This is a genomic window from Streptomyces sp. NPDC059166 (assembly GCF_042755185.1).
Taxonomy (GTDB): domain Bacteria; phylum Actinomycetota; class Actinomycetes; order Streptomycetales; family Streptomycetaceae; genus Streptomyces.
Genome location: NZ_JBHZCI010000017.1, coordinates 121,380 through 148,366 on the forward strand (window position 1 = coordinate 121,380; position 26,987 = coordinate 148,366).

Annotated in this window: 17 protein-coding genes and 1 pseudogene; 8 read left to right on the top strand and 10 right to left on the bottom strand. The window is 66.4% G+C overall.

Annotated features, from left to right (window positions below; translation table 11 throughout):
* Window positions 1-347: 347 nt before the first annotated feature.
* Genes ACFXOA_RS15555 through drmB form a run of 4 tightly spaced genes read left to right on the top strand, consistent with a single transcriptional unit; the run spans window position 348 to window position 11,539 of the window.
* A complete protein-coding gene (locus ACFXOA_RS15555) occupies window positions 348-5,057 on the top strand; it encodes a sacsin N-terminal ATP-binding-like domain-containing protein (RefSeq protein WP_385027458.1) in 4,710 nt (1,569 codons plus the stop codon).
* The gene (locus ACFXOA_RS15560; protein ID WP_385027461.1) at window positions 5,054-6,574 is read left to right on the top strand and encodes an NERD domain-containing protein; all 1,521 of its coding nucleotides are present in this window, start codon (window positions 5,054-5,056) and stop codon (window positions 6,572-6,574) included. The genes ACFXOA_RS15555 and ACFXOA_RS15560 overlap by 4 nt, the downstream gene beginning before the upstream one ends.
* Complete coding sequence (locus ACFXOA_RS15565; protein WP_385027464.1) at window positions 6,571-9,747, top strand: helicase-related protein; 3,177 nt, start codon at window positions 6,571-6,573, stop codon at window positions 9,745-9,747. The genes ACFXOA_RS15560 and ACFXOA_RS15565 overlap by 4 nt, the downstream gene beginning before the upstream one ends.
* Entirely contained in the window at window positions 9,728-11,539 is a 1,812-nt protein-coding gene (gene drmB, locus ACFXOA_RS15570; RefSeq protein ID WP_385027467.1) for a DrmB family protein, read from the top strand. Before ACFXOA_RS15565 ends, drmB begins: the two co-directional genes overlap by 20 nt.
* A 42-nt stretch (window positions 11,540-11,581) precedes the next feature.
* Here drmB and ACFXOA_RS15575 read toward each other — a convergent pair whose 3' ends face one another.
* From ACFXOA_RS15575 to ACFXOA_RS15610, 8 genes are all read right to left on the bottom strand, one after another.
* Window positions 11,582-12,127, bottom strand: a complete 546-nt coding sequence (locus tag ACFXOA_RS15575) for a hypothetical protein (protein ID WP_385027470.1) — start codon at window positions 12,125-12,127, stop codon at window positions 11,582-11,584.
* 268 nt (window positions 12,128-12,395) lie between these two features.
* On the bottom strand, window positions 12,396-13,694 hold the full coding sequence (locus ACFXOA_RS15580; protein WP_385027473.1) for a restriction endonuclease: 1,299 nt from the start codon (window positions 13,692-13,694) through the stop codon (window positions 12,396-12,398).
* Between the two features lie 99 nt (window positions 13,695-13,793).
* A complete protein-coding gene (locus ACFXOA_RS15585; protein WP_385027476.1) occupies window positions 13,794-14,564 on the bottom strand; it encodes a DUF6339 family protein in 771 nt (256 codons plus the stop codon).
* Complete coding sequence (locus tag ACFXOA_RS15590; RefSeq protein WP_385027479.1) at window positions 14,564-15,466, bottom strand: hypothetical protein; 903 nt, start codon at window positions 15,464-15,466, stop codon at window positions 14,564-14,566. Before ACFXOA_RS15590 ends, ACFXOA_RS15585 begins: the two co-directional genes overlap by 1 nt.
* A complete protein-coding gene (locus ACFXOA_RS15595; protein WP_385027482.1) occupies window positions 15,463-17,283 on the bottom strand; it encodes a hypothetical protein in 1,821 nt (606 codons plus the stop codon). The genes ACFXOA_RS15590 and ACFXOA_RS15595 overlap by 4 nt, the downstream gene beginning before the upstream one ends.
* Window positions 17,284-17,345: 62 nt before the next feature.
* Window positions 17,346-18,362: a PD-(D/E)XK motif protein gene (locus ACFXOA_RS15600; RefSeq protein WP_385027485.1), complete on the bottom strand. Its 1,017-nt coding sequence runs from the start codon at window positions 18,360-18,362 to the stop codon at window positions 17,346-17,348.
* Entirely contained in the window at window positions 18,359-20,956 is a 2,598-nt protein-coding gene (locus ACFXOA_RS15605) for a Z1 domain-containing protein (RefSeq protein WP_385027488.1), read from the bottom strand. The genes ACFXOA_RS15600 and ACFXOA_RS15605 overlap by 4 nt, the downstream gene beginning before the upstream one ends.
* 251 nt (window positions 20,957-21,207) lie before the next feature.
* The gene (locus ACFXOA_RS15610) at window positions 21,208-22,476 is read right to left on the bottom strand and encodes a DNA cytosine methyltransferase (RefSeq protein ID WP_385027491.1); all 1,269 of its coding nucleotides are present in this window, start codon (window positions 22,474-22,476) and stop codon (window positions 21,208-21,210) included.
* Window positions 22,477-22,614: 138 nt separating this feature from the next.
* On the opposite strand from ACFXOA_RS15610, the gene ACFXOA_RS15615 reads away from it, so the two are divergent.
* Window positions 22,615-23,448 carry a very short patch repair endonuclease gene (locus ACFXOA_RS15615; protein WP_385027494.1) on the top strand — a complete coding sequence of 278 codons (834 nt, stop codon included), beginning with the start codon at window positions 22,615-22,617 and terminating at the stop codon, window positions 23,446-23,448.
* Here ACFXOA_RS15615 and ACFXOA_RS15620 read toward each other — a convergent pair whose 3' ends face one another.
* Window positions 23,449-23,637: a hypothetical protein gene (locus ACFXOA_RS15620; RefSeq protein WP_385027497.1), complete on the bottom strand. Its 189-nt coding sequence runs from the start codon at window positions 23,635-23,637 to the stop codon at window positions 23,449-23,451.
* 208 nt (window positions 23,638-23,845) lie between these two features.
* Between ACFXOA_RS15620 and ACFXOA_RS15625 the strand changes: the two genes are divergently transcribed.
* Window positions 23,846-23,974: a hypothetical protein gene (locus ACFXOA_RS15625; RefSeq protein WP_385027500.1), complete on the top strand. Its 129-nt coding sequence runs from the start codon at window positions 23,846-23,848 to the stop codon at window positions 23,972-23,974.
* A 105-nt stretch (window positions 23,975-24,079) separates the two neighbouring features.
* On the opposite strand, the gene ACFXOA_RS15630 is transcribed toward ACFXOA_RS15625, so the two are convergent.
* Window positions 24,080-24,241 (bottom strand): hypothetical protein, encoded by a 162-nt coding sequence (locus ACFXOA_RS15630; RefSeq protein ID WP_385027502.1) that lies wholly within the window; start codon window positions 24,239-24,241, stop codon window positions 24,080-24,082.
* A gap of 825 nt (window positions 24,242-25,066) precedes the next feature.
* Between ACFXOA_RS15630 and ACFXOA_RS15635 the strand changes: the two genes are divergently transcribed.
* A complete protein-coding gene (locus ACFXOA_RS15635; protein ID WP_385027522.1) occupies window positions 25,067-26,500 on the top strand; it encodes an IS1380 family transposase in 1,434 nt (477 codons plus the stop codon).
* 260 nt (window positions 26,501-26,760) lie between these two features.
* A pseudogene (locus ACFXOA_RS15640) lies at window positions 26,761-26,987 on the top strand (hypothetical protein); the annotation flags it as partial.

A 26,987-nucleotide genomic window follows, 5' to 3' on the forward strand; every position in this document is an offset into this window, starting at 1 on the left:
ATGTCGGTCACGTCGCGCCCACCCCGTGTGGTCAACGAGGGGAGCCGCTATCTGCCGGTGACCTTGGCGGAGCTGTAGGTTGATTCAGATTTATTACGTCCACATCGGTCGCATCGTCTAGATTCATGTCCAGTCGAGACGCGTCGGGCCACGCACGTCCGACTGTGGAACGGCGACGACGTAGGGGTGAGGTTGCGATTCTGGGACTGGGGCGGGGCTGGCGTCCGCGCCGCACGCGAGACGATTTCACGCCCGATCGGATTCGACCCGAACTTGGTTCGGGCTGCTCCGAGGGGCTCTGCGCCCGCAGGTGAATCAGATGCCTTCGACATGAGGGGCGGTCACTCATGACGATCACGCCGCGGTCCTGGGCACCGGACCCGGGTCTCGTGCGGGAAGTTGGGGATCAGTTCGACAGAGCCCTCGCCTCCTACCGTGCCAATGCACACCTCGTCTCCGAGCACGCCAATCACGAAGAGTCCATCCGGGTCGGCGGGTACGCCAATCGGACACTTCTGGAACTCGTTCAGAACGCCGCCGATGCGATGTCGGGGATCAGCGACGACCAGAGTGGATTCGCGGGCCGGGTCGAGATAGTCCTCGACCCGGAGAATCGGACCCTCTACTGCGCCAACGCCGGTCGCCCGTTCTCCAGGAACGGGATCACCGCGATCACCCACGCGCATCTCAGCGGCAAACGAGGGGACGAGATCGGGCGCTTCGGGCTGGGATTCAAGTCCGTCCTGGCCGTGTCGGACGCACCTCAGGTCTTCAGCCGCTCGGTGTCGTTCGAGTTCAACTCGCGCACGGCGCGAAACGAGATCCGCCGGATCGCGCCCGCTGCGAAACGCCATCCGCTCCTTCGCACGCCGACCGTCGTCGACCCGTTCACCGCGTTCGCCGAGGACCCGATCCTCGCGGAGCTCGCCGAGTGGGCCTCCAGCGTCGTGAAACTACCGCACGCGACCAACCTCGTCCGGCTCCGTCGAGAGATCGAGTCGTTCGCCTCGGAGTTCCTGCTCTTCGTCGGCGCCGTTCGGCACGTGAGGCTCAGAGTGCTCGGCCTCGACGGCTTCGAGACGAGCCACACGTCCCGTGCATTCGGCGGTGGCGTCTACAAGATCGAGACCCCCGACGGCGGCGGCGACGAGTGGATCGTCGCGGACCGCATGCACGCACCGTCCGCAGCGGCGCGCAAGGAGGTCGGCGAGGCCGTGTCGCGTACGGAGGTCAAGGTCACCGTCGCGATCCCGAAGCGACAGGCGAGACAGCGCGTCGGGCGGTTCTGGTCCTACTTCCCACTCCAGGATCAGACGTCGGCGTCCGCGCTCTTCAACGCTCCGTGGAGCGTGAACGACGACCGGACCACGCTGTTGAAGAACGACTACAACCGCGAGATCCTCGCGACACTCTCGGACATGTTCGTCGGCTTGCTGCCGCAGGTGAAACAACCCGACGACCCGGCCGCGCACCTCGACTACATGCCCGCGCGAGGGCGAGAGCCGCTGTCGTTCGGCGACAAGCTGCTGTGCGCGCACGTGCCGGAGATCGCGGCGAATGTCGACATGGTTCCTGACGCGACGGGTGCTCTGGTGAACTCCGGCGTGCTGCGCCCCCTCGACTTCGCCATCCAGGTTCACCCGGACGTCCACCGCGCGTGGAGTGTCTCCGTGCACACCGCCACCGACGTACCGCATTGGCGGTGTTACACGTCGCCGCAGCGTGTCACTCGTCTACGGCAGTTGTTCACCTCCGCGAGCCCGCACGCCGGTATCGACGCCACGGACAGGGACATGAAGCGGGCCTTGGACGAGATACCGAAGCGCGGCATTCTCTCCTGGCTTCGCGAGTGGGCCGACGGGCCGGACCCGGTGTCCTCCTCCAACGCGTTCAAGTTCACGATCGGGCACAAGCCCCAGTCCGACGTCGAGCAGGCCAGAGTGGTACCGACCACCGAGGGCATGCGGTCGCTAGCGGACCGGCACGTCGTCTTCCTACACCAGGAAGAGGGCGTCGAGATCGAGGGAGCGGTCTTCGTCTCCTCCGACTTCCTGGCCCAGCCCGGTGTCGAGGAAGGGCTCAGGAGGACCGGCTTCAGAGATCTGGATCCGCGCGCGATACTCAACGCGCGCCTCGCCGCACTCTCGAGTTCCTCAGGAGACGAAGAACTCACCAAGCTCTGGGAGGCCGTCCTCGGGCTGCCTCCACGTGACGCGGGCAGAGCACTGGCCGATCACCCGCTAACGGTCAGAGTACCGACCACCGACGGTGGTTGGGCGTGGCCCCACACCGTCTTCGACCTTCCCGAATCGCTGGGTGCCGAGCATGCAGCCGTGACGCTGGACCGCCGGCGGTGTATGCCGGAGGTGGCACACCAGCTGGGCGTGGTGCGCGCGCCCAGACGCCACTACCCGGTCGAGGATGAACCGGCACTCACGCAGTACCGGGAGTGGGTCGTGGCGAAGCTCAACGAGGCCCAGGGCCCCGGCGAACGGCCGATCGAGAACGTCGACCTCCTCCCCGGCGAAGGTCCGGGTCCGTTCTCCATGCTGCCCATCCTGCTAGATTCGAACGCGTCGTCGAAGTTGCGCGAGAGCTGGACCGTCGGCCTGCTCGAGATCGACGACGTGGAGTGGACCTGTGAGGACCTCGACACGGGCCGAACCCATGCGGTGCCGTCACCGGTTCGCTGGGCCGTGGATCGTGCAGGGCTGCTCGAGTCGACCCGCGGTTACCTGGCACCAGTCGAGGTCGTCGCTCCGTCTCTCGTCAAATACGAGAAACTGCTGCCGTTGTTCCGTGGACCGCGCCGAGTCGCCGAGACGCTGGGGCTGCCGGACGAACTGGAAGCCGTTCCCGCACAGGTGCTCAGGAAGGCCCTCGCAGCGGAGCTCTTCCCCCCCAACCTGGAGGACGACCTCCTCGTCGAGTTCATCACGACGGCGTGCCGCATCGCCCATCCGAACGGCCGCCCTCCGAGCATCCCCGCCCGATTGAAACGCGCGATCGAATCGCGTCCACCCGCGTCGGTCTATCTCGCCACGACGGACGACCAGCGGGATTTCCTCTCCTCACGTCAGCGCCCGTACTTGCGGGTGACGGAAACCCAGGCGCTGGAACTCGTGGACTCCGTGGGCTGCCGGAGATTCGAGGACAGCTTCGCGTTCTCGATGGTGATCGACGGCGAGCAGGACAACGAACAGGTCCTCGACCTCTTCACCGGGCTGCGCAGTACACACGTCGCCCATCGTCTGGCCAATGCGACGGTCACCCGTGCGATCCAGGTGCTCAAGCGGGTGACCACGGAGGACGGCGTCGAGGACCAGCCGCTGTCCTGGCACCTAGACGGGTCGACTCTGTTCGTACGAGACGATGTAGACGAGCGGGGACTCCTCGGTCACATCAACGAAGCGTTCGAACTGCGCCTGACTAACGCCGACCTCGAGAACGTGCTCAGAGCGGGCCTCGATCACCGGCTCCAAAGGCTCCAGCAGGAAGCCAGGGCGGCCGCCACCGACGCCGAACGCCTCGACGTCTACTTCGGGCCCGACGACCTGCGGGACGCCCTGCCCAAGGGACTGTGGCAGGCTCTGGAGACGCAGGGACTGCTCGATGACGACGCCTCCGTCTCCGAACTCTTCCTCACGGTGTACGGGTCGGACTCGATCAAACAGCTCGCCCATCTGTTCCAGCAGGAGGGCTTCAACGACGTCCCGAGCAAGTGGGCCGGAAGCGCCGGAACCATCTCCTGGTTGCGAGGCATGGGTTTCGGGGCCAAGTACGCCGGGCGCCGCAGTGAGCCGCAGGAGCACGAGTTCATCGTCCCCGGAGCCGTGAGACTGGATCCGCTTCACGATTTCCAGGAGAAGATCAGCAGGCAGCTCAAGGACGTCCTCGTACTACGCGACGCGAACCGACGTCACCTGAAGGCGATGGTGGAGCTCCCCACGGGTGCGGGAAAGACGCGCGTAGCGGCGGAGACCGTGCTCAGACTCTTCATCGAGGGTGACCTTCGGGGACCGGTTCTGTGGATAGCACAGTCCTTGGAGCTGTGTGAACAGGCGGTGCAGACCTGGACGACGGTCTGGCGAGGACTCGCGGACGAGCGTCCGTTGACGGTGGGGCGGCTCTGGGAACGCAACACCGTGCACGAACCGGACACCGAGTTCAGCCTCATCGTCGCGACGGACGCCAAGCTCGACGTCATCCTCGGTGATCCGGAGTACGCGTGGCTCGCCGACGCGGCGGCGGTCATCGTCGACGAAGGGCACCGTGCGGGCGGTTCGGAGCGGTACACACGCATCCTGGAATGGCTCGGTGTGGCCGGGCGCGGTTGGGCCCGGCCCCTGGTCGGCCTTTCCGCGACGCCTTTCAAGGGGAAGTCCGACACGGCGACCAGAGCTCTGGTCAACCGGTTCGGCAACCGCAAGCTCGACGCCTTCGGTTCGGACGCATACAGACAGCTCGCGGAGCTCGGAGTCCTCGCTCGGGTCGAGCATCGGGTACTCGACGGAATCGACGTCCAGCTCCTGCCGGACGAGATCGCCGAGGCGACGGAACAGCGCAGGATCAGTGCCCGCGTCATGGAGCGCATCGGTCAGGACCAGGCCCGCATGGCGACGCTCGTCGACCACATCATGGGTCTGGACCGGGAGTGGCCGGTGCTGGTGTTCACCCCGAACGTCCTTTCGGCTCAGGTCCTCGCGGCGACCCTGAGGTACCGCGGGGTCGAGGCGGCGGCGGTAAGCGGGCAGACCGGCAGGCAGGAGCGCCGCGACGTCATCGCGAAGTTCAAGAGGAACGAGATCCGCGTCCTCGCCAACTGCGACCTGTTGATCCAGGGGTTCGACGCTCCGGGCGTCCGCGCGCTCTACATCGCCCGTCCCACCTTCAGCCCGAACGCGTACATCCAGATGGCCGGACGCGGCCTGCGCGGCCCCGCCAACGGTGGCAAGAAGGAATGTCTCATCGTTGACATGGCGGATAATTTCGGCGACGTCAACGATCTGCTCGGGTACCGCGAGTACGAAGACCTCTGGAAGGAACAGCGCGCGTGATCCTCGTCCCCGATCTCACCGACATCGAGAGGAACGCCGGCAGTGACGCCGAACGCAGGGTCGCCCGCCTGCTCCGGGACATCGAGGGCGACCCCGACGCGGTCGCCTTCCATTCGGTGAAATTGCGGTCACACGCCTACAAGCAGCAGGCGGAGGCGGACTTCGTCATCCTGTGGAAGAAGGTCGTCATCCTCGTCGAGGTGAAGGGCGGGGGCGTCCGGAAGTTCGACGGAGCCTGGTACAGTGTCGACCGCCGTGACGACTGGCACAAGTTGTCGGGGTCCCCGATGGAGCAGGCCCGCTCCGCCATGCACGCGCTGCGGGACATCCTCCAAGAGGAGGGCATCGGCTGGTTCGCCCACGAGGCCGTCGTCGTCACGCCCGACACCGAGTCGCCTCCGCACTCGGTCGAATGGCGGTCGACCCACTGGCTGGCGAAGGACGCCATGAGCATCGAGCACATGACCGGTGCACTCGACTCCATCGCCGCCACCTCGCGGAAACCACCGACCGGCCGAAAGCTCGCGAGGATCGATGACCTCCGGAGCCGACTGTTCGGCGAGTTCACCCGGATGCCCGTGATCGACGCTCAACGTGGAGCGGTCATCGAGGAGCAGAACCGCGCGACGGCGAGCCAGGCCAGGGTCCTCGCTTCACTCGCGCGCAATCCCCGGGTGATGGTCTTCGGAGGCGCCGGGACGGGCAAGTCGATCGTCCTCGTCGAAGCGGCCAAGCAGGAGGCGGATCAAGGGAGGTCGGTACTGGTGACCTTCCGGTCACCAGGGCTCGTGCGCTTCTTCGCCCCGCACGTGACCGACCGTGACGTCGACGTGATCCCCTTCGACGAGCTGCGACCGACCAAGGACTACGACACCGTGTTCGTCGACGAGGCGCAGGACCTGATGACTGCCGAGGCGATGGACAAGCTCGACGGTGTCGTCGGTGGTGGACGGGCCGGCGGTCGATGGCGGATGTTCCTCGACATGAACAACCAGGCGCACGTAGACGGCGGTTTCGACCGGGACGTCTTCGAGCTGATCGCTCCGGAGGCGCTCTCGGTGGACCTGGACCTCAACGTCCGTAACACGCGGGCGATGGTGCACGTCGTGCAGGAATACCTCGGAGCTGACGTCGGGGATCCGGGCATCGTTCACGGGGAGCGGGTCCAATGGCACACTCCTGGCGCGGAGGCGTGCCTCGCCGCGGCCGACGCCGTGGCTCGACGGCTGCTCGCCGAAGGAGTCCCCGGTAAAGACGTCTGGATCATCAGCACGACCTCAAACACGGCTCCCCGTGAGATGCCCCGCGGTCACGTCGTGACGAGCCCGAGGTATGCGAAGGGACTCGAAGCTGAACACGTCGTCGTCTGCGATCTCCCCCCGGTCTACGACGACGCCGGGACAGCGGCCTTCTACGTGGCGGTCACGCGTGCCCGCGTCTCCCTTCACATCGTCGCGACCAAGGAAGACCGTCGACGCCTCCAGCAGCTTCTCCCTCAGCGGACGGTGACCGGATGAGTAGGACCAGGGCGCAGGACCTCATACTGGATCATCTTCGTAAGTCGTACGTAGGACCGGACGGCGGCGAGGGGGAAGTCGTCACCAACATGCCGGACCGACAGTACGCCGTCGGGATGCTGTTCCCAGCCGGCTCGTCCGTGCCCGACGCCGAGGTGGGCGACGGCGGGACGTCGGTCGTGGGCGACGGCTTCGAGGGAGAGGTGGAGGAGTCCGGAGCGGGTGTGCCGTTGGCCGAGGACTGGCGTCCCTCGTCGGTGGCGATCTCCTTCGTCACGGACCGGGACACCGTCCTGTGCGACTTCTCGGGGGGCGCATACCAGCCGGTGACGGGCGACGGGCCCCCGCGGTGGCAGCGCCGCCCCTTCCGATTCGAAGGGGTCGAGCTGTCCGGCGACAGGCCCCCGCACGAGGTCCGAGCGGGAGAGGTGGAGCTGGAGATCGGTTCCAGGTGGCGCCCGTACGGTGACGCCCACCTCGTGACGGTGCACGCGCGCGTGTTGTCCGAGTCGACGGGCAAAGACCGGTCCGACATCGCCCTGATGCTCTTCCAGGTGTCCCTGAGCGTGACGCCCGCCCACGGCGGACGGATCCGCGAGTACGACGGCGTGCGGTCGCTCGACCTGGACGACGAATCCGCCGAACTGCGGCTGCGCTACCGGAACAAGAGGGTGTACGCGGTCGGCCACGGCATGGCGGCCGACTGGGAACTGCACGACGGCGCTTGTATCCGTGTGTTCCTCGATCCCGTCCCGGCGTACGTCGTCCCCGCGGTCGAGACCACGGGGTTCGCCCCCGAATCCGAAGCTGCGAGGGCACTCCGCCTCGACCTCTTGGAACGGATCGACACTGACACGGCTGAGGTCCTGTCGAAGCTGAACGTGTTCGTCGAGTCCTTCTCCGACTGGGTCACGGAACAGGAGGAGCGCGTCGGCGAGTACGGGGACGACGCTCCGACCGCTCGATCGATCACCCGGCGGGCACGCACCGCCGTGCGCCGCATGGAAGCTGGCGTGGACCTGTTGCGCGCCCCGGAGCACGACATGTTGAGGAGGGCGTTCGCGCTCGGCATGGCCGCGATGCGCCTCCAGTTGCGCCAGACGGCGGTCAAGAACGGCGAGGACCCGGCCACCCTGAAGGAACCCGGCTGGCGCCCCTTCCAGCTCGGCTTCCTGTTGGTCTCCCTCGCGTCGACCGTCGACGAGGGACACGACGACCGGGAGCTCGTCGATCTCATCTGGTTCCCGACCGGTGGTGGAAAGACGGAGGCTTACCTGGGACTAGCGGCGATCGAGATCTTCCGTCGTCGGCTCGTTCATGAAACCTCCGGCGCCGGTACAGCCGTGATCACCCGATATACGCTCCGTCTCCTGACGGCGCAGCAGTTCCAGCGCGCGGCCTCCCTCGTCTGCGCGATGGAGATCCTGCGGCACGACGATCCACGGACGAAGGGCATGGCCCGATTCTCCATCGGCCTGTGGGTCGGCAACGAGGTCACTCCCGCCACCAGGGTCGAGGCCAAGCACGCCTTGGAGCGCCTGCACAAAGCCTCCCGTCCCAAGGAGGCGAACGAGTTCCAGGTCGAGAGCTGTCCGTGGTGCGGCGCGTCGCTCCTGCCCGAGGCGAAGGCTCACGACCGGGCTCAGTACGGTTTCCGGCTCCACGGCCGCGACATCGTCATCCACTGCACACGCGGGGACTGCCGATTCCGTGACGAACTTCCCGTGGGTGTGGTCGACGACGTCCTCTACGACGAACCACCGACGATCCTGCTGGCCACGGTGGACAAGTTCGCCCGTCTCCAGTTCAAGCCGGAGGCCGGCAGCCTTCTCGGTCTGAACACGCCCTTCCGACAGCCGTCGCTGATCATTCAGGACGAGTTGCACCTCTTGTCGGGACCACTCGGCACGACGGTCGCCGTCTTCGACGCGGTGATCAGGATGCTTTTGAGCAGAGACGGTTCAATCCCCAAGATCATCGCCTCGACGGCCACGATCCGGGCATCGGACGAACAGGTCCGCGGGTTGTACGGGCGTAGCGTCGCCCTGTACCCACCGACAGGGCTCGACGGCGACCGGACCTTCTTCTCGCGCCCTGTCGAGAGCGGCGAGGGTCGCCTGTACGTCGGCTTGATGCCGCAGTCCCTCTCGCAGGTCTCCGCGGTCATCGCCGCGACCGCTCCCATGGTTGAGATCCCAGAGGTGCTCGCCGGAGTGACCGATACGGGTACGACACGGGACTCCTACTGGACGGCCGTGATGTATCACAACAGTCTTCGTGAGCTCGGCCGCTCGGGGACTCTGATCGTCGACGACGTGAACGGGCGCCTCGAAGTCCGATCGGAACGTCTGCAACTGCCGGTGCGGCGGATCCGGGCCGACCGTGTACTCGAGCTGACCAGTCGGCGCGGCCCTGAGGAACTTCCCAACGACCTGCGTGAACTGGCCCGGAGCGTGGACGACGGCGGCGGAGCCGTCGACGTGGTCCTGTCCTCCAACATGTTGTCCGTGGGCATCGACATCCCTCGGCTGGCGCTGATGCTGATGGTCGGCCAGCCCAAGACGACCGCCGAGTACATCCAGGCCACCAGCAGGGTCGGGCGCGGACGCAACAACGGTGTCGTCACCACGCTGTTCCGCTCGAACCGGGCGCGCGACCGTTCGCACTTCGAGACCTTCCGCGGCTATCACGAAGCCCTCTACCGTAGCGTCGAGCCGACGAGCGTCACCCCTTGGTCCGTGGCTTCCCGTGGGCGATCGCTGGCCGGTGCACTCGTGGCGTTGCTGAGGCAGTCGTTCTCCACCCTCTCCGACAACGACGCCGCGTCGCGTCTAGACCTCTCCGACCGTCCGATGCGCGAGGCGATCGACGGGCTCGTCGCGACGTTCGTCGATATCGTGAGCTGCTCCGAGGGTACGGAGGCCGAGGAGACAGCGGAGGAGGTGCGGCGACTCCTAAGCGACTGGGACCGCCGCGCGCGCATGGCGCGAGATGCCGGTAGCACGCTGTTGTACGACCGGAGGAAGTCGGACGACAACGCTCTGCTCAAGCGGTTCGGCCAGTCGGGGGAGGGGTGGCTCGTCGCCGACTCGATGCGATCGGTCGAGCCGAAGGTCGCCGTACAGGTCCGTGAGCCCATGGAAGGAGACGGGCGTGGAACGCATCCTGCATGACCTGCGGTTGTCGGAGACGCTCTCACCGTTCGGTGTGGGAGCCATCGTCGACGTGCTCGGGGAGTCCTTGATCGCGCCTGACACGTCGTGGTGGGACCGCAGGTCTGCGCCCGAGATCAGTTGCGAACGGCTCCTCTCTCGGCTGGGAGCGGGCGTCCTGCGTCAGGCTCCGGCCCATTCCGGGCGCGCGGCCAAGGGGACCCCGCACCTGCTCTACTGGCGCTTCCCGGCATGGCGGTTCTGCGAGAGGTGCACCAGGCTCTCCCAGTTCAGCGGTAAGAGTAAGGGCCGCTTCACGAACACGTGCGAGTGCGGTGGGACGCTCGTGCCCATGCGCTACGTCGCGGTGTGTCGGAAAGGCAGCCACATCCAGGACGTCCCCTGGTTCAAGTGGGCGCACCGCGGTAGCGACGGGGACGTCAGCGAGGCCGTGCGGTTCTGCCGCGCCTACAAAGAACTGAAGTTCGTACGCTCGTCTCAGCTCGGAGAGGGGCTGGGGTCGCTCCGCATCCAGTGCACCGGGTGCGGCCGGACCCGTCCGCTGTCCGAACTGGTCGGCAGCGAGTCGTTGCACCGTGACGGTATCCGCTGTGAGGGCGCCCAACCCTGGGAGGACCCGAAGCCCGGTCACGTCTGTGATCACCGCCTCGTCGCCGTTCAGCGCGGAGCCACCGGCAACTACATCGCGGATCGCCTGTCGGCGCTCGACATCCCTGAGGAACGGCCCAGGTCCGCGCGGACGACGGACCTGATCCGCGGCCACGTGTACTTCGAGAAGGTGGTGGCCGACAACGGCGGTCCCCAGGCGGAGCTGGTGGCCGGATGGATCGCGGACGAGGTCGAAGGGGTGTCGCCGGAAGACGTCCTGGCCCTCGCGGCCAGCGGAGAGGACTCCGAAGAGGATCCGCTCCTCGACCTCAAGGACGGGGAGTGGGCGGCCTTCCTGCAGAAGCTCGAGAACGGCAGGGACAACGGCGCGGGCGACTTCATCGTCGACGGCTGGCGGACGGCCACTGCTTCAGAGACGTACTCGGCCCTCACGAGCCGTGTCCTCGGCGTAGGTCAGGTGCGCCGCGTCCGCGAGGTCAGGGCGCTGCGCGGATTCCGACGTCACGACGCCGACGCCGACTTCATCTCCGCCGATCTCGGTCCCGACCGGCGGCGCAGGCCCGTCTATCCCGCCGTCGAGACCTTCGGCGAGGGGATCTTCCTACGGTTCGACGAGCAGCGGATGGCCGCGTGGGAGATCCTGCCCGAGGTCCGTGCGCGGGCCGACATCCTGGCGCAGCGCAGGGAAGCGACCCCGTGGGCCCAGCGCCTGGATGTACCCGAACCGCGGTACATCGCGCTTCACACCATCTCCCACCTGCTCATCCGCAGACTCGCCTTCGCGAGTGGCTACGCGTCGGCGGCCCTGCAGGAGCGCGTCTACGCGCACTCCTGCCGACCGGACCGCACTGCGGGCGTCTTCATCTACACGGCGTCCGGCGACGCTCAGGGGACACTCGGCGGGCTCGTACGGCTGGGCGCACCGGACAAGATCCTCCCGTTGACGCTGGCCGCGCTGAGCGACGCGGACGTCTGCTCTAACGACCCTGTGTGCATCGAGAGCGACAGGCAAGGCTCGTCACAGCTGAATCTGTCAGCCTGTCACGGATGCGCCCTCGTCAGCGAGACCTCATGTGAGACGGGAAACCGCCTCTTGGACCGTCAGCTCGTTCTCGGCGGTAGGAACGTGCCCGGTTTTCTCGAGCACGTACTCGATCAGGCTCGGCGCGGAATCGACCCGTAGAGGACGGAGAACAGGGGGTCCGTGTCCACGAGGCGTTAGGAGTCAAGCCTCGATCAGGCGTCGTGCGAGTTCCATGGTGTTCGCGACGGACGGACCGCCCAGAACCAGAAGCTCGGGGCGGTTCGCGTCCAGTCCGAAGCCGCATCCGGCCGCTCTGACGTGGGGCTGTATCCACTCGACGGTAGGACGATCCGCTGCAAGGTAGACGACGGGATTAGGGGCCCAGGAACGAGGGCCGGGATGCCACCTACAACTCGCAGCGGGGGTGCACCCGACTGCCGCGAGGGCGTACGACAACCCGGCGACCCCGGTCTCCAACCCACCGAGATCCACGTAGCCCGGCGAATCGGCGTACCCGAACAGCTCGTCAGCTCCCGGTACGCTCATGATCCTCGCCGGGATGGAATCCGTATCCGAGTACTCGAATGCGATGAGAATTCGTTCGAATTCCTCGTGATCGCGAGCGAAGCGGTCCGCCATCTGGACGAGCTCTCGCTCCCCCCGTGCGACGGCCGCCGCCTCGTGACGCTCGACATAACCAAGCAACCAGACGTCATGGAAATAGCCTATCGATTCAAGCTCTTCCAACTCTCCTGGATCCGGTGTCCAGAATGCGGTGCCCGCGGGCACGTCTGAATGGATCGGCTCGCCGCTGTCCGGTATCACCGGCCCCTGCCGAGAAAGCCGATCGACTGCTCGACACCTACGAGCCTTTCATCACGCCGGCCTCTCGTGATGCGATCGAAGAGCCGACCACTGTGCACACGCCACCGTCCTCATCGAATGCTCCGACACGACCCGGTCCTCACAAGGGTATGGACGATACAGCCATCCGCACAGGGAGTCGCCGCGTTTCTCACAGGAGAAGGATCTCCTCGGGTCTCCTGTGAGCGACGGGGACGGCACGATGGTCGACGAGGTGTTCGACGCAGGCCATGAGGTCGCCCCCGTGGTCGTCACGCGCCATGGCGCGGATCTCACGGACCAGATCTCGCCCATTGACGAGGAGGACCGGATACTGGTCCTCGACCATCTCCAGCTGAGCCGCCTCCGAATAGGAACCGGTCGTGACGTAGACGCCGATCCAACCACGGCGGAGGCGCGCGACCACACGGGCGATCTGTTCCGCTGAGACGTTACTCGCCGGCAGGATGCACTTGGCCTGTCCCAGCACGACCAGACTGGTGCCCGACAAGCCGGTCCCGAGGTCGAGCCTCCCGACGAAGTCGGCTCCACCGTCACCTGAGAGGCGGGTGAGCCATCCTTCGCGGTACGCGTGACCGCCCTGCCGGAGGATGCGGGCGGCCACGGACGAGGCGAGGACTTCGAAGTCGTGCTTGCGACCGTCGAAGTGCTCGTACACGCGGCGGAGGTCCCTCTCCTCGGTGCTCCCGGGCACCGGGCGCTGCTCTCGGACCTTCTCGACCTTCGAGCGGGCCACGCGTCGCCGCACCCGGGGAAGCGCGCCATGACCGTGCTCGACCCACTCCCGCCATGCCTTCGGTGCGATGTCGAGGACCTCGGCGTCCGCCACGCCGTCACGGCGGGCGGTGATCCAGTCCCAGTCGAGCCTCTCATCCTCCGCCGTGAGGCTCATCACCGCGATGTCGTAGACGTAGTTGGTGAAAGTGGTGCGCTCCCGGCCGGCCCACTGCACGATTCGCTCGGCGCGCTCGATGACGCCCACGCCGCAGAACTCGACGTGTCCCTTGGGCTTGCCGTTCTTCGTCACGGATCGGAAGAGGAGCAGCGGCACCGCCTTGGCACGACCTTCGGCCGTGGGCGCCTGGTGGCCCTCGAAGGCGTCGAGGAGCGCCGCGTTCCCCTTACTTCCGTCCGGTGGCCCCGGCGATCCCGCCTTGTGGTCCCCGAAGTAGCGGACGTGACCGTTCTCCAGGTCGAACACGTCGTGCCAGGGTGTCTGCACGCTGCCGGCCTTCCAGGGGCTGGACCGGATGAGGATGGCCGGTCGGCGTTCGCCGTCATCGGTCCGCACCCTGCGCATACCGTTGATCCCGGCTTCCAGGAGGGCTCGCAGGTGGCCCGGACTGTCCGTCAGGAAGTGGAAGTTCGGGCATCCGTCGATGACTGCCACCGTGGAGTCCTTCTCGCTGGTGTAGCGGAGGACCTCTCCGATCCGCATCGTCCTACCCACACGCACACTCCTCTCACCACTGGCCGGCAGGCGCCGGTACCGCCGATGTACTGCTTCCCCACAAGTGCGAGCAGACCTCGCGGGGCGAGAGCGCCGTCGTCAGGCGCGACCGGTCAGCGCTCTGAGCGACTCGTCGGCCAGTCTTGCGAGTTCCTCATCCAGATCGTCCGCCGTCAACGATTCGAACGAGACGAAAGCCTGGAGCCTCAACACCCTCATCAGGAGGTCCCGGAGGAGGTCACGCTCCCTCACCTCGTCTCGGGGCACGTCGATCCCCTCCCAGACTCTGAGGATGCCGCGTACCAGCGCAGGGCTGCCGCCGATGGACGTGCGGCGAGCGTAGATCTGGTCGAAGGCCGACTCACCCAGGATGTGCAGGGCGGCGTAGAGATCCTCCTCCTCGGTCTCACCGTTGTGGACGAGGTGGGCCCGCCACCAGAGCCGACCGAAGACGTGCCGGGTGACGTCGGTGCCCAGGACACGATCGCGGTGGAGGTCGGAGTAACGCCAGGCGGCGACGTCCGGCATCAGCACCAGGGAGAGGAATGCCCACAGATCACCCGCTACGGCCTCCGCCGGGATGATCCCCGAATCCCTGTGCAGAACCTCGGCGACCGCGATGTCGAAGGTGGCTGCCTGTCTACGGTTGTGCGGGACGGGGAAACCCCGATCCCCAGCCAATCGAAGGATCTCGGCGCGTATGTCCTCCAGCCGCTTCACGGGCAGCCTGACGCCACCCGTAGCCGCGTAGAACATCGCGGGATGGGACAGGTCCGCACGGCTTCTCAGCTCCTCCGCCGACTTTCCGAGATACGCCTCCCGCAGACTCCCGGCAGCACCGGGGAGAAGGCGAGGGAAGAGGTAGACCATCACGCCTCCTTGGCGAAGAGCCCGACGGCGCTCTGCACTCGGGCCGCGAGCAGGGACGGGTCGCTGCGCCGCATATTGCGAAGTGCGGCCAGAGTCATGTCGGGGAGATGACCGCGGACCACTCCGAGGAGAGTGTGACCGAGGGTGTCCGCCTCGAATCTCGATCCGTCGTCCAGGTCCTCGTTGCCGATGGCGTGCTCGATCATGAGGCGCACGACGTCTTGGCGGAGTGCCGAGTGGATCAACTTCTCAGCATGTGTCGCCCTTTCCGCCTTGCGCACGGCTTCCAGGACGAGCGGGGTCCTGCTGTTGACGAGCAGGAGTACCGCACCCATGGTCGCCGCCTCGAGATTCGACCCGATGTCCAGATACCAGGGGGCGTTCTCGGGGTAGCCCGTGCCTTTGAAGTCCACGACGGCCATCGGGAACTGCGAGGCATCGCCCTGCAGACGGATCCGGGCTATCTGCTGCCAGAGGATGGAGCCGGCCCGATGAGGGCCGGTCGGGTAGGGGTTGTCCAGGTGCTTCCGCAGAACGAGTTGGGTCTCAATCGACAGCACGCCGCCGCTCTCCCTGCCGAGAACGGTGAAGGCCAGATGTACCGATCGGGTCCCCCCGCCCTGTAGTGGTCTGTCCACCGCGAGCAGGCGCAGTCCCGAACCGGACGAATTCCAGACGACCGTGAGAGCGAGTTCGGCTTCGGGCGGCAGCGCCGCGGTCTCTCGGACCTTGTCGAGATCGACGTCCACCGTGCACTCGAAGTCCAGATCCCGCTGGTAGTCCCAGTCCACCACCGAGGGCGGGAGTGGCACGCCCTCCCCGTCGATCTGCTTGAGGAGCCAGCCGTCGGTGGTGGCGGCGTCTGGATGAGGGCGTCTATAGGGGTAGGCGCGACGATTCACCCCGACCCGTCCTTCCGTTCGGAGGTCACGGCGATATCGGTGACGGTGTCGGGGGCCGGGCGGACCACGAGAGACCAGATCCTGCCGTCCTCTCCCGCCACGTGGAGTTCGGCAACCGTGCGAACCTCTCCCGTGTCGGACCGCCACCCCAGCACGGTGGGGACGGACGCGCCCTTGGGCGGTTCGCCCTCTCTTCCCAGTGCGCCGCTGAGAGCCACGGCCAGTCGAGCTCGGACCGCCTGGTCGCCGACGTCGAGGAGCTCGAAGCGCTGGACGAGGACCGTCTTCCCTTCCGCGGTGTCGTGGAAAGGGTCGCCCAGGTAGCGCAACCGTGCTCCGCGTCTCCTCTGGCCCCCGGGCCCGCTCCGATCCGCCGCCCCTGAACCCTCGCCATCAGCTGGACGTCCCGCATCCGACCATCGCCCGTACGCACCGGCGGGACTGGCGTCAGGCGCTGCGGCGAAGACGGCTGAACCGCCTTGGCCCGGAGCGCCCGCCATGAGCCCGGCCATGAGCTTGCTCATACCCGCCAAGGAGACTCCGTCGCCAGCGGTGTTGACTACCGCGGTCGGAGCAGAGGCCTCCTTCATCGCATCGCCGATCCTCCTGAGAGCGTGCTTCGCCAGCAGGCGGTCCTCTCCCTGCAGCCTGTCGGCCATCCAGTTGTCGTGGCTAGCGGGTTCGGTAGCGGCGAACACTCGATCCATCCCGGGGTCCGCCCTGAAGACCGCCGCATATCCGCCGTGCTCCTCGTAGAAGGGTGGGCCCGCGAGGTACCGCACCACGAGATCCACCGGACGCATGAGACAGGTGTGGTGCAGCCGGTCCCCCACGCCCGCCTCCTGCGCGGCTTTCGGCGGAGGTCCGGGGGGCGCGATGAACTTGCGCACGCCCATACGTCCGAGAGTCCGTCCCAACCTCTTGTGCTCGACGACGCGGTCCATCTCCCCGTGAGCCCACAGGAAGGGGCGAAGATGCGGCACATCCGAAGGGCCGGGAACGGGGACCTCGACTCCGTCATGGGTGACGGTGAACCGCATGGGAGCGTCCCCGCCCTCGGGCAGCATCTTGGGCCAGAGGTTCCAGATCATGGCCTCGACGATCCACTGCATCGCCTCAGAATCATCACGCTCCCCGAGATCCGGGTCGACGATCGCGACGGTGGTGCCGGTGCCGTCCACCGGGAACGCCTTGAAGCCCAGCTTCCGGGCGACCTCGTCGGCCTCCTCCCCCACCAGAGGTTCGACGTAGCCGTCCTGCACGCGCCCCCAGTAGTGTCGACCCGTGAAGGTCTTCGGGCCGTCGACGGTGTCCGTGTTGTAACTCTCGTGGACGGCCCAGCCGATAAGGCGTGTCTCGTACCGAAGGCCGACCCGGCAACGAGTGTGGACCAGAACGGTGTGCGGTCTGGAGACCAGGTGGAAGACCGCCTTGCCGTAGCCGTAGGTTCCGCCGCGGCTGCTCAGATCCTGGGAACTGCCGGTCTTGCGGATGAAGGAGACGAAGTCCGATTCGCCGTCGGAAACGACGTCTGCGCGAGTCGGTCCGCCGAGCCCCTTGGTGCCCGTGTCCGTCACCGTCAGGACGCGGACGACGGGACGGGCGAGTGACGAGCGCAGCCGGAGATGCTCGACGGAGGGCGCGTTCTCCGAAAGGAGTTCACGCCACACCGGCGCCTCGCTCGGACCGAGCGTGCGCAATCCGATCCGGAAGTCGACCGGTCCGTCTCCGATCCGAGCGTCCCAGCTGTTCTGAGCCGATTCGCGGACCAGTAGCGACACGGGGTCCATCTCAGTGGCGTCCAGATGCCGGAGCATGCCTTCCGCCGCTCCGCCGCCTCCGGGCCCATACACTTCGGACAGCCACCGTGGCGACCTGATCACGTCGTCTCCCCTAGACGTCCGAGGAGGTCGCGGACCGTCGCCTCGTCGACAGGACTCGTACGGGTACCGGCCAAGTCGACCGTGTATCGGACGTCGAGAACCCCGGCCGGGACCGCTCCGGTGTGCATCGAGGCCGTGGTGAGCCGAGGGAAGTCCTCGTCGACGCGATACCAGCGGTCCTCGGCGAGGGACAGTCTCAATCCGTCCTGGTCCTGCTGGGCGGACGGACGGTAGCCGACGGAGTCGAGCCCGGATAGCAACTCGGACTGATCGTCACACAGGTCCACCGCACGGGCGACGAGCTCATCGAGCGTGCTGCCTCCGGGGTGTGGCTCGAAGCGCTGCCAGGCGAGCAGGAGATCCCCTCTCTCAGGCGCCTCCAGCTGGTCCAGCCCGTGGACGACGAAGACTCGACGCTCCGAGTTCGTGACGGTGCTCTTCACCTCCACAGCGTGCAGGCCGTCGGTGAAGTCGTGTCGCCCACCAGCGGGCCCGGCCCAGTGACGCACGGCACCGGGATCACCCTCCAGCAAGCGCACCAGGACCTGGAGTTCACCGAACAACCCCACCGTCTGCTCCCATGTCAGAGAACGGGGCCCTCTTCTGAAGAGTAGCTTCCAGCGCTCGACCACCGCACGAGCGGTCCGGTACGGACGGTCGCCGTCAGCCTCGACCGCTACCAGGACGTCCCGGCAGAGGCCGGTGAAGACGTCGTCGAGCTCACGGCTCATGCACGTGATGTCGGCGAAACGCCCGTACCCGTCCTCGTCCTGGAGCGGGCGCTCCGTTATCCGGAGCGACGCACTGACCGAGCCGACGGCTAGACGCTGTCGTGCCTTGAGCGGCACCAGGAGGTGCCGCAGTCCCTCGCGGTCGACCGCCACCAGGAGCGGCCCCTGAGCGGTGACCACCGGCAGAGCGGAGGTCCTCAACACGTGGCCGACGGAAACCGGCTCGGTCACGAGCCGGTCCCAGTGGTCCTCCAGCACAATACGAAGGTCGGTCGTGGTCACCGGGCGTCGTCCTCGAGCAGCATCTCCAGCTCGTCACTGCCCAGCACACCGAACTCGTCCTCCTCGACGACCACGTTCGAGAGATCCGCGCTATACCACTCGACCTCGCTGTCCTCTCCCCCGGCCACCGGGAAGACGAGCCCCAGCCCGATGACGTGATCGACCGCGTCCAGCGCCTCTCGGCGGGGACGCTTGGTGGGTGACACCCTGTCGATCGGATAGAGAGTCAGGAGGGCGGTCTCCGGGCACTGGATCCGACGAGCCTGCTTGAGCGCACCCTCGGTAACCTCGTCGAGCGTGCTCAGGTCGAGGTCGACTCCCGCGTCCCTGCGGCTCATGAGCGTTTTGATGTTGGCGGCGTCGGGACCACTCGGGAGCTTCGCGCGGAACACGCGATCCACTGCGACTCCGGTGGCGAACTCGTACCTGGTTTCAGGGGAACCGCTGAGTGGATTACCGATGACTGCGACGTTCCACCGCTTCAGGGCTCCGCCCCGGCGGGATTTGACCCGTCGTTCGACGTAACTGCGAAGCAGTCCCGCATCGCAGTCCATCGACTTCTCGTGGAAGCGGTAGTCCTCGAGGAAGTCGAGAACCATGTCGTACGGAACGTCGCGCAACACGTGGCGGCCCGCGCCGGACAGGTCCTCGTGCCGGGCGCCGGCGATGTTGAGGGCTCGGTCGACGAGCTTGCCGGCCGCAGCCTGATTGCCGCGCAGCCACTCGGAATCGTCTGTGCGGAAGTAGCTGGTCTGGACTCGTTGGCCTCCGTAGGACGCACTGGCCTTGACCGCGTCGCGCATCTTCGCCGCGGCCGTGATGCGGAGTGCGGGGTGATTACGGAGACGGACTGCGAAGGTCAGCGGAGTCTTGTCCTCGACCATGTAGAGCTCGATGTCCCGACGCATCTCCGACTCGACGGTGGCGATGTGGCGGAACCACTCACGCAGTTCTTCAGTCATCCAGATGCGCGGCAAGTCTGCGTAGCCGTCACGGAACCCGAACCAACGGCCCATTTGAAGCAATGTGTCATAGGTCGAGGCACCGCGGACGAAGTAGCTGACCGCGAGGCCCTCAAGGGTCAGGCCGCGAGAGAGGGTGTTCCCTCCGACCGCGATGGCCACTACCGGACCGGTCTCATAGTCGAGACGCTCGAGGCTCTTCGAGTTGTCCAGGACGATCCGGCAGTCGTCGACGACACCAGCCAGCTTCGGGAGAAGACACTCGAAGGGCACCTTCGCCTCCCCGAAATCGGGCTCCTCTCCCGGCACACGGGCAGTCTCCTCGTCCCACAGATCGCGCAGCTCGTCGAGTAGGGAGGTGTCTTCGGCCCGGAGTAGCTCCGAGAACGCGGAACGGAAACGCTCAAGAGGTCGCTTGAAACTCTCGTGGACCAGGGTGCTGACGCTGGTGTGGACGAGCATCGTCGAGTGCGGGACTCCTCGTCCGCGCACTCTGCGCGCGGCGGTGGCCAGCCAGAAGTAGTGAACGGCGGTGCGAAGGGCTCCGTCGATCTCCGGAGAGAAGCCCTCAATCTCGTCACGACCGGGCTTGACGAGCGAGATCTCCTCCTCCGGAACGATACGGATCATGTCGTATCCGTCCGGCACGTCTTGGGGGTCCTCACCGTCGAGCGGTTCCCGGCCGAAGAGGACCTCTGTGCCGAAATGCCCACGCGGCTTGGGGAGATTGACGACGAAGTCCTCGGGATAGAGGTCCTTGGCCGTCGGGTCGATGAGGAGGTTCGCGAACGGGGTCGCGGTGTAACCGATGTAGCCGCCGCGTGGGAAGAGGTCGATGATCTCGCGGATCAAGGGGTTCGTCCGCTTGGACGCGATGCTGGCCTGGTCGGCCTCGTCGTCGATGATGAGCGTCGGGCAGTTCTTCAGGTAGTCGGGTGCCTTCTCGAGCCACTCCTTCAGCTTCGTGAGCCGCGGCACGTTCTTCTTCACCACGCAGAGGACGTGCTGTTGGCTCTTGTAGGTGAAGAATGCTGCCGGGTTGCCGGCGGGCGGTTCGAAGTCGCCCTCCGCACCTGTGAGCGGATGCCATTGGTCGATGACGGGATCGACGAGTTGACGTTCCAGCCGAATCTGTGTCTGCCGGCGGAGGCCGTTGTGGATTCCCGCGAAGACGATGAAGAACTTGTACCCGGCGTCTGCGGCTTTGGCGATCAGAGCCGTGAAGTTGGTGGTCTTACCCGACTGCACGTACCCCACGACCAGGCCGCGGGTGGAGAACGACTTCTCCATCGGGTGATCGAGCATGGAGACGACTTTGGTGGATGCGGCGTCCAGATCCCGAAGCCCGTCATCGTCCCAGGACGACTCGCGCTTCAGAAGGTCATGCAACGCTGGCCAGCAACGGTCACCGTCCTGAGGACCCACGTACCAGGTCTCACGGTTGTTGCGGACCACCGATCCCGGCTGCCGCTTGTCCCGAATCTCGATGGTCTCCCGTTGATGACGCTCGGCGATACGTTTGGCGAGATCGTCGCTCATTCCGAAAAGCCTGATCGTACTGAGCGCCTGCTCCGGTGTCTGGCTTTTGATCAATTTCCGGAAGGCGTCGTACTGCGCGTCGAACTCGTTCACGGGTCCCCTTTCCCCCACCACACCTCGCCTCGGCCGGAGCGGACACCCTGATCGAGGCGACGACGAGACGACCGTACAGGAAGGCCTGGATCAGTCGATCCGCCTCCCGATCACGTACGAAGCTCGATACATCGCGCGGAGGGGGGACGCTTCGTCCACCGTACGCGACGAGCCGATGCGCTTTACAGACGCCCGGGTTCAGCCCGGGCCGGTCGACACTCCATCTCGCTCACGCCCAGCCGTCGACGCGGTCAGGCCTCCACCAGAACACGTTCCTCGCGACGCCGGTCCCGCTCCACCCGCGGTGTCGGACACTCGACCGGCTGCGCCAGGAGAAGCGGTGTGAGGTGTTCGGCGATGACGCGCGCCAGGGCGACTGGGACGGCGTTGCCGATCTGTCGGGCGATCTCGTTCCGGGTTCCGCACCATTTGAAGTCCATCGGAAAGCTCTGTAGTAGAGCCGCCTCCAGGTGCGTGATGGGGCGGTGGAGCCACGGATGGAGATAGCGCCCCTTCTCGGGCTTGAAGAACTCGGTTCGGATGGTCACTGACGGCTTATCCCTGTACAGACGGCCCATCACGTCTGCGGACCCCGTCTTGTGCTTCTTCCAGCAGTTGGAGAGGAGATGGTGGGGAATATCGAAACGATTCCCACCCTCCGGGATATGAGAATAACGCTTCAGCGAGTGCTCCGTAATGCCGTTCCGACGAAGATGAAGCTCGCCCATGCGAAATGGACCCTGAATAGAGGATCCATTGATCATCATTGCGCGTTCAGGCAATTGGGAATCGAGCTTCTTCAGAATGAGATCCGAGATCGTCTGCCATACCGTAACCGGGTCATCTTGACGGGGGGCTGGGAAGAGGAGGTTCAGGAGTTCATATTCGGACAGCTCTTCGAGCCGTTCACCCGACCCGGGAGCCACAAGGTCCTTACGGGCTCCGAGGAGAATGGTCCGCCTTCGGCGTTGCGGAACACCGTACTCATCGGCGCTGATGAGTTCGTGGCGAATGATGTAGTCCTTGAGAAGCCCTCCAGGCCGGGTCGCCTCATCGATCAGCAGCTGAAACTCGGGGGACCTCCTGAAGGCGTCGACGTTCTCCATCACGAAGATCTTCGGCCGCACCTCGTTGACGACCGCCAGGTACTGGCGCCAGAGCTGGTTCCGCTCATCCGACGGATCCTGGTTGCCGAGGCGCGAGAAGCCCTGGCACGGCGGACCACCGAGCACGATGTCCGCACGAGGGATGCCGCCCTTCCTCCGCACCCAGGCCGTGATATCGCCCTGGTAGACGTGCGGACCGAAGTTGGCCGCGTAAGTCGCGGCCGCCGCGGGGTCAATCTCGACTGCGGCGATCGGCTCGTAGACAGCTCGACCGTCGTGCCGGGCGTCCACGAATCCCTTGGTCAGACCGCCGCACCCCGCGAAAAGGTCGATCATGCGGAAGCGACCGGACGAGAGCACGTCATCGTCGGTCGAGCTAAATCTGCTGGTCGGGGGGTCGGTGTCGGCGGCCATGGACGCACTCTAGCCGGCCAGGTACACCCTGGACAACACAGACCTCAGAGGAACGCTACTACGCCAACAGCGTGTCGCGCCGGCCCCTGTTTCGGCCTGAAGGCGCGAGTCGGCACCTTGCCACGGCCACGTCATGGAATGGAGCCGTATCGTCGGAGGTCGGTCTACGACGAACTGCTGAGACCAGTGGTGGGAAAGGGCACACGCGGAGTGCGAGAGAAAGTGGTGTCCGACCGCTCCTGGCGTGCGCGCCCCGGGCTCGACAGAACCCAGCGGGCACGTGAACAGGTACGCAGCGCTGGCGGGCCCGACCGCCGGTTGGTGGACGTCGGCGGAGGTGACCTGCGGCCCGCGAGCATCGTGTTGCGCCGAACCGCCCGCGGCACACGTGTGACCGCCGCACTCCGGTGGTCCGTCGACGGCCGAGCGACCAGCATCCCTCTGGGCGAAGTCGACCGCCCCACTCGCGCGGCGAACCTGCGTGAGGGATGGCGACTGGCCCGCGCCACCGGGTTGCTCGCGGACAGGTCGATCCCTGCGGGTTCGTGGGCGTCATCGCCAGGCTCCCGGAAGTCGATGCGGGCGAACAAGGCGAGGGACACGAAGCCCGAGTTGCGACTCCGCTCTCTACTGCACCGCGCAGGATTTCGGTTTCGAGTGTCGATTCGACCGTTGCCGTCCCTCCGACGTACAGCGGACGTGGTGTTCACTAAGGCGAAAGTGGCGGTCTTCGTCGACGGTTGCTATTGGCACGGATGTCCGGAACACCGAAGCACACCTGCGACGAACCGGGATTTCTGGGCCGACAAATTTCAGAAGAACAAGGCTCGTGACTCGGAGACGACCCGCCTCTTGGAGGAATCCGGATGGAAAGTGCTGCGGATCTGGGAACACGTGCCCGCGGAGGAGGCGGCACGGCTCGTGATCGAAGCCGTCACCGAGGCTCGCCGGGAGGCAGACGCCGCGAAGTGATCAGGGGATACGACCGTTCAGCAGGTCGTCGATGGCGTCTTCCGCTCGGCGCAGGACGACCCTGCCGTCCCCGTCGCTGTACGCCAGCAGCCGCGCTCCGACGGACAGGCCAGCCTCGACGATGATCCCCATGGGGAGCTCGACGGTTCCGTCTTCACTGATGGCGGTCTCGGCGGGTTCTCTGATCACCCTCTCAGCGTGCCACACGTGCTCGGACCAATCGAATCCGTCAGACCGTCCGTTCATGGCTGCGAATCGTGTGGGCGCAGCGGAAGCGACTCCGCTCACGCAGACGCGCATCGCTCATGAGACCAAACGCCATGCCTCCACCACATAACGATCAAGAGCATCGCGAAGGACTTCGAAGACGGAGGGCGCCCCCTCCTCAGCAGACGCCATGGGCTTGGCCCGGATCACAGCGGCCCTGCGTGAGCCGGCCGTGATGTTCGCCCTGACCACGGAAGGAGTCGGCACCGCCGTCCGGCGGGCTCGGGCCCGCGCGACCGAGTGGAGCGACTACGACTAGCGGTTGGTACACGCGGGGCCCGGGCCCGCCTGCTGCCGCCTCGGCGGTGAGCACCTCGTCCAGCGCCGTGTAGGGCGGCGGGCCCGCGCCCTGCGAGTCACAGTCCTACTGGGATTGCTCGAAACCGTCCTCACTCGCTTCAGCGATCTTGCCACTGACGAACATCACGCTCAGTACGAGAGCGGTTGCACCAGCGACCGCCACCACCTTCATCCCCGCCCCGAGGACCTGCTTGTTCTCGCTGTCCTTCTCGGATACCTGGCGCACATTTCGATCGAGGCGGTCGTGGAGGGCCTCCCGTTGTTCCCAGCTGAGGTCGTCCCGACCAAGGTCAGCCCGCAGAGCCTCTCGCTGGTCCTGTGAAGCACGGCAGAAGTGGTTCTGACTGTTCTCGTCGGCTGCGAGAGTGGACTTGTAGGCCTCCGATCCGCATCGATGTCGGCCTTGCCCAGGTCCTTGAAGGCGGGGAGCTGCTCGATGAGTTTGAGTCGCACCTCGGTGGCCATCTCGGGCGTCGCTGCCGTGTCGCGAACTTGAGCACCTTGTCCTTGGACAGGTTCCGCCAGTTCGGGATACCCAACTTACGCTTGACTGCTGTTTCGTTCACGTCGCCCATCCCCTGACTCTGTTCGTCGTCCCGTGAGGCATTCCGGATCGTAGCGGTGCCCGCCAGCAAGCACCCTCGCTCATCCTCAGCCTGCTCGCCACGACTCCTCCGAGCCGTGTTCGGGGGGCAGATGCATCCGTGCGCGTCAGTCACCGGAACGAGCGCCGACGGCTCACTGCCCGGTCTCTGCTCGATGGTGGTGTCGCTCATCAGGCGTTCCCTTGATCATCCGACGCGCCGATCATTGGATGCTCCCGACCGTCCGCCCCTTCCTAAGCCCTCTTGTCGTGAGACGCCCGATCACCCGCGATGAGGTTTGGTGGGGCATGTCCCGCAGCACGGAGCCGGGCTGCGGGACATAGAGCCTGTCAGCAGGCGAGGTCGGAGTGACCTAACCTCGCGCTTTCACTTGGAGTCCGTCCGGATTACGGGCGGGAACGCGAAAGTGCCTTCTGAGCTGGGACGATGAACCTTGTCGAGGGGTTCTGTCGGTCCAGGCGGAAGGCACTTTCTACGTGCAGGGTATCGGTTCGCGTCCCAGGCTCCACGTCTCTGCCGACGGTGCGGGGGTGGTGGGGCACGCCGGTGCACGGCTGCTGGCTGACCTCGCCGATGCCACCGGGCTGGCCAGCGCGTACTCCACCACATTGAGACCACTTCGGCCGCGCGGCACCGGTCATGACCCGGGCCGGATCGCCACCGACCTCGCGGTGATGCTGGCTGACGGCGGCGAGGCGATCACGGATCTGGCCGTGCTGCGAGACCAGGGCGCTGTGTTCGGCCCGGTCGCCTCGACGCCGACCGCCTGGCGGCTGCTGGCCGCCGTCGACAAACGTGTACTGGACCGTCTGCGCTCAGCCCGGGCTCAGGCCCGGGAAGTGGCCTGGCTGCAGGCATCCGAGACCCGCTGCGGCATCCCGGCGGCGAAAGCCGGTGGACGGGAAGTGCCCGGCCTGGTCCTGGACGTCGACGCCACGCTGATCACCTGCCACTCCGAGAAAGAGGCGGCCGCGCCCACCTACAAGGGCGGCTTCGGCTTCCACCCCCTGCTGTGCTTCCTGGCCAACACCGGCGAGGCCATGTCCGGGCGGCTGCGGCCCGGGAACGCCGGAGCCAACACCGCCGCAGATCACATCGCGGTGCCGGACGACGCTCTCGCACAGATCCCCGACGCCCACCGGCACTGCACCGACATCCTGATCCGCACCGACAGCGCCGGATCCGCGAAAGCCTTCCTCACCCACGTCCGAGACCTGCGAACACGCGGAATCCGCACCTTCTTCTCGGTCGGATACGCGGTCACCGAGCCGGTCCGCCACGCGATCCGGGCCCTGCCCGAGCAGGTCTGGCACCCCGCTCTGGACCAGGACGGCACGCTGCGCGAGTCCGCCGAGGTTGCCGAACTGACCGGCACGGTCGACTTTGCCGGATACCCGGCCGGCACCCGCATCATCGTCCGCCGGGAACGTCCCCACCCCGGAGCCCAGCTCTCGCTGTTCGACCAGGACGAGGGGCTGCGACACCAGGTCTTCCTCACCGACACCCCCATCACCTCCGGCTCGGCCCAGTTCCTGGAGGTCCGCCACCGCGGACACGCCACCGTCGAGGACCACATCCGGTGCGGCAAGACCACCGGCTTCGGACGGTTCCCCTCCCGTGACTTCAACATCAACGCCGCCTGGCTCGAGCTCAGCCTCGCGGCGATCGACCTCCTCGCCTGGACCCGCGTCCTGCTGCTGGACGGCGAACTCGCGGCTGCCGAACCCAAGAAGCTCCGCTATCGGATCCTGCACGTCGCCGCCCGGATCACCCGGGGCGGCCGCCGCCTCCGCTGTCGAATATCGGCGACCTGGCCCTGGCGACACGAACTGGCCACGGCTTTCCACCGCCTGGCCGCACTGCCTCGCCCCGCCGGCTGACTCGCCGCCCCGCCCACCCTCGACTCAAGGACCTCGGAGAACCCGACCCCGCGTCGGGCCCTCACCATGTCCACCGGCCGAAACAGCCTCGAACAACCTTGCTCAGCCACCCACCAGCCCCAACTGAAACGCCGAGGCTAACCGTCCTGACGCAGAAGCTTCAGCCGCCGAGGAGGTCTTCGTGCAAGCCAACTCGGGCGGAATATTCGGCGCATTCGATCGATTGGTCTCCGGTACAGAGATCGCGGGAGGGGGCGCTGGTGGCCGAGCTGATGATGTTCCGGCAGGACGCGGACGGACGGGACGTCGAGCTGGCCGGCTCGACGGTGGCGCTGGAGGTGGAGCTGCAGCGGCGGGTCGAGACCGGCCTGGAGCAGATGCTGGGCGTCCGCTTCCTGGCATCGGAGTATCCGACTGGCCCCTGGCACCGGGGGCGGATCGACACCCTGGGGCTCGATGAGAACGGCAGCCCGGTGGTGATCGAGTT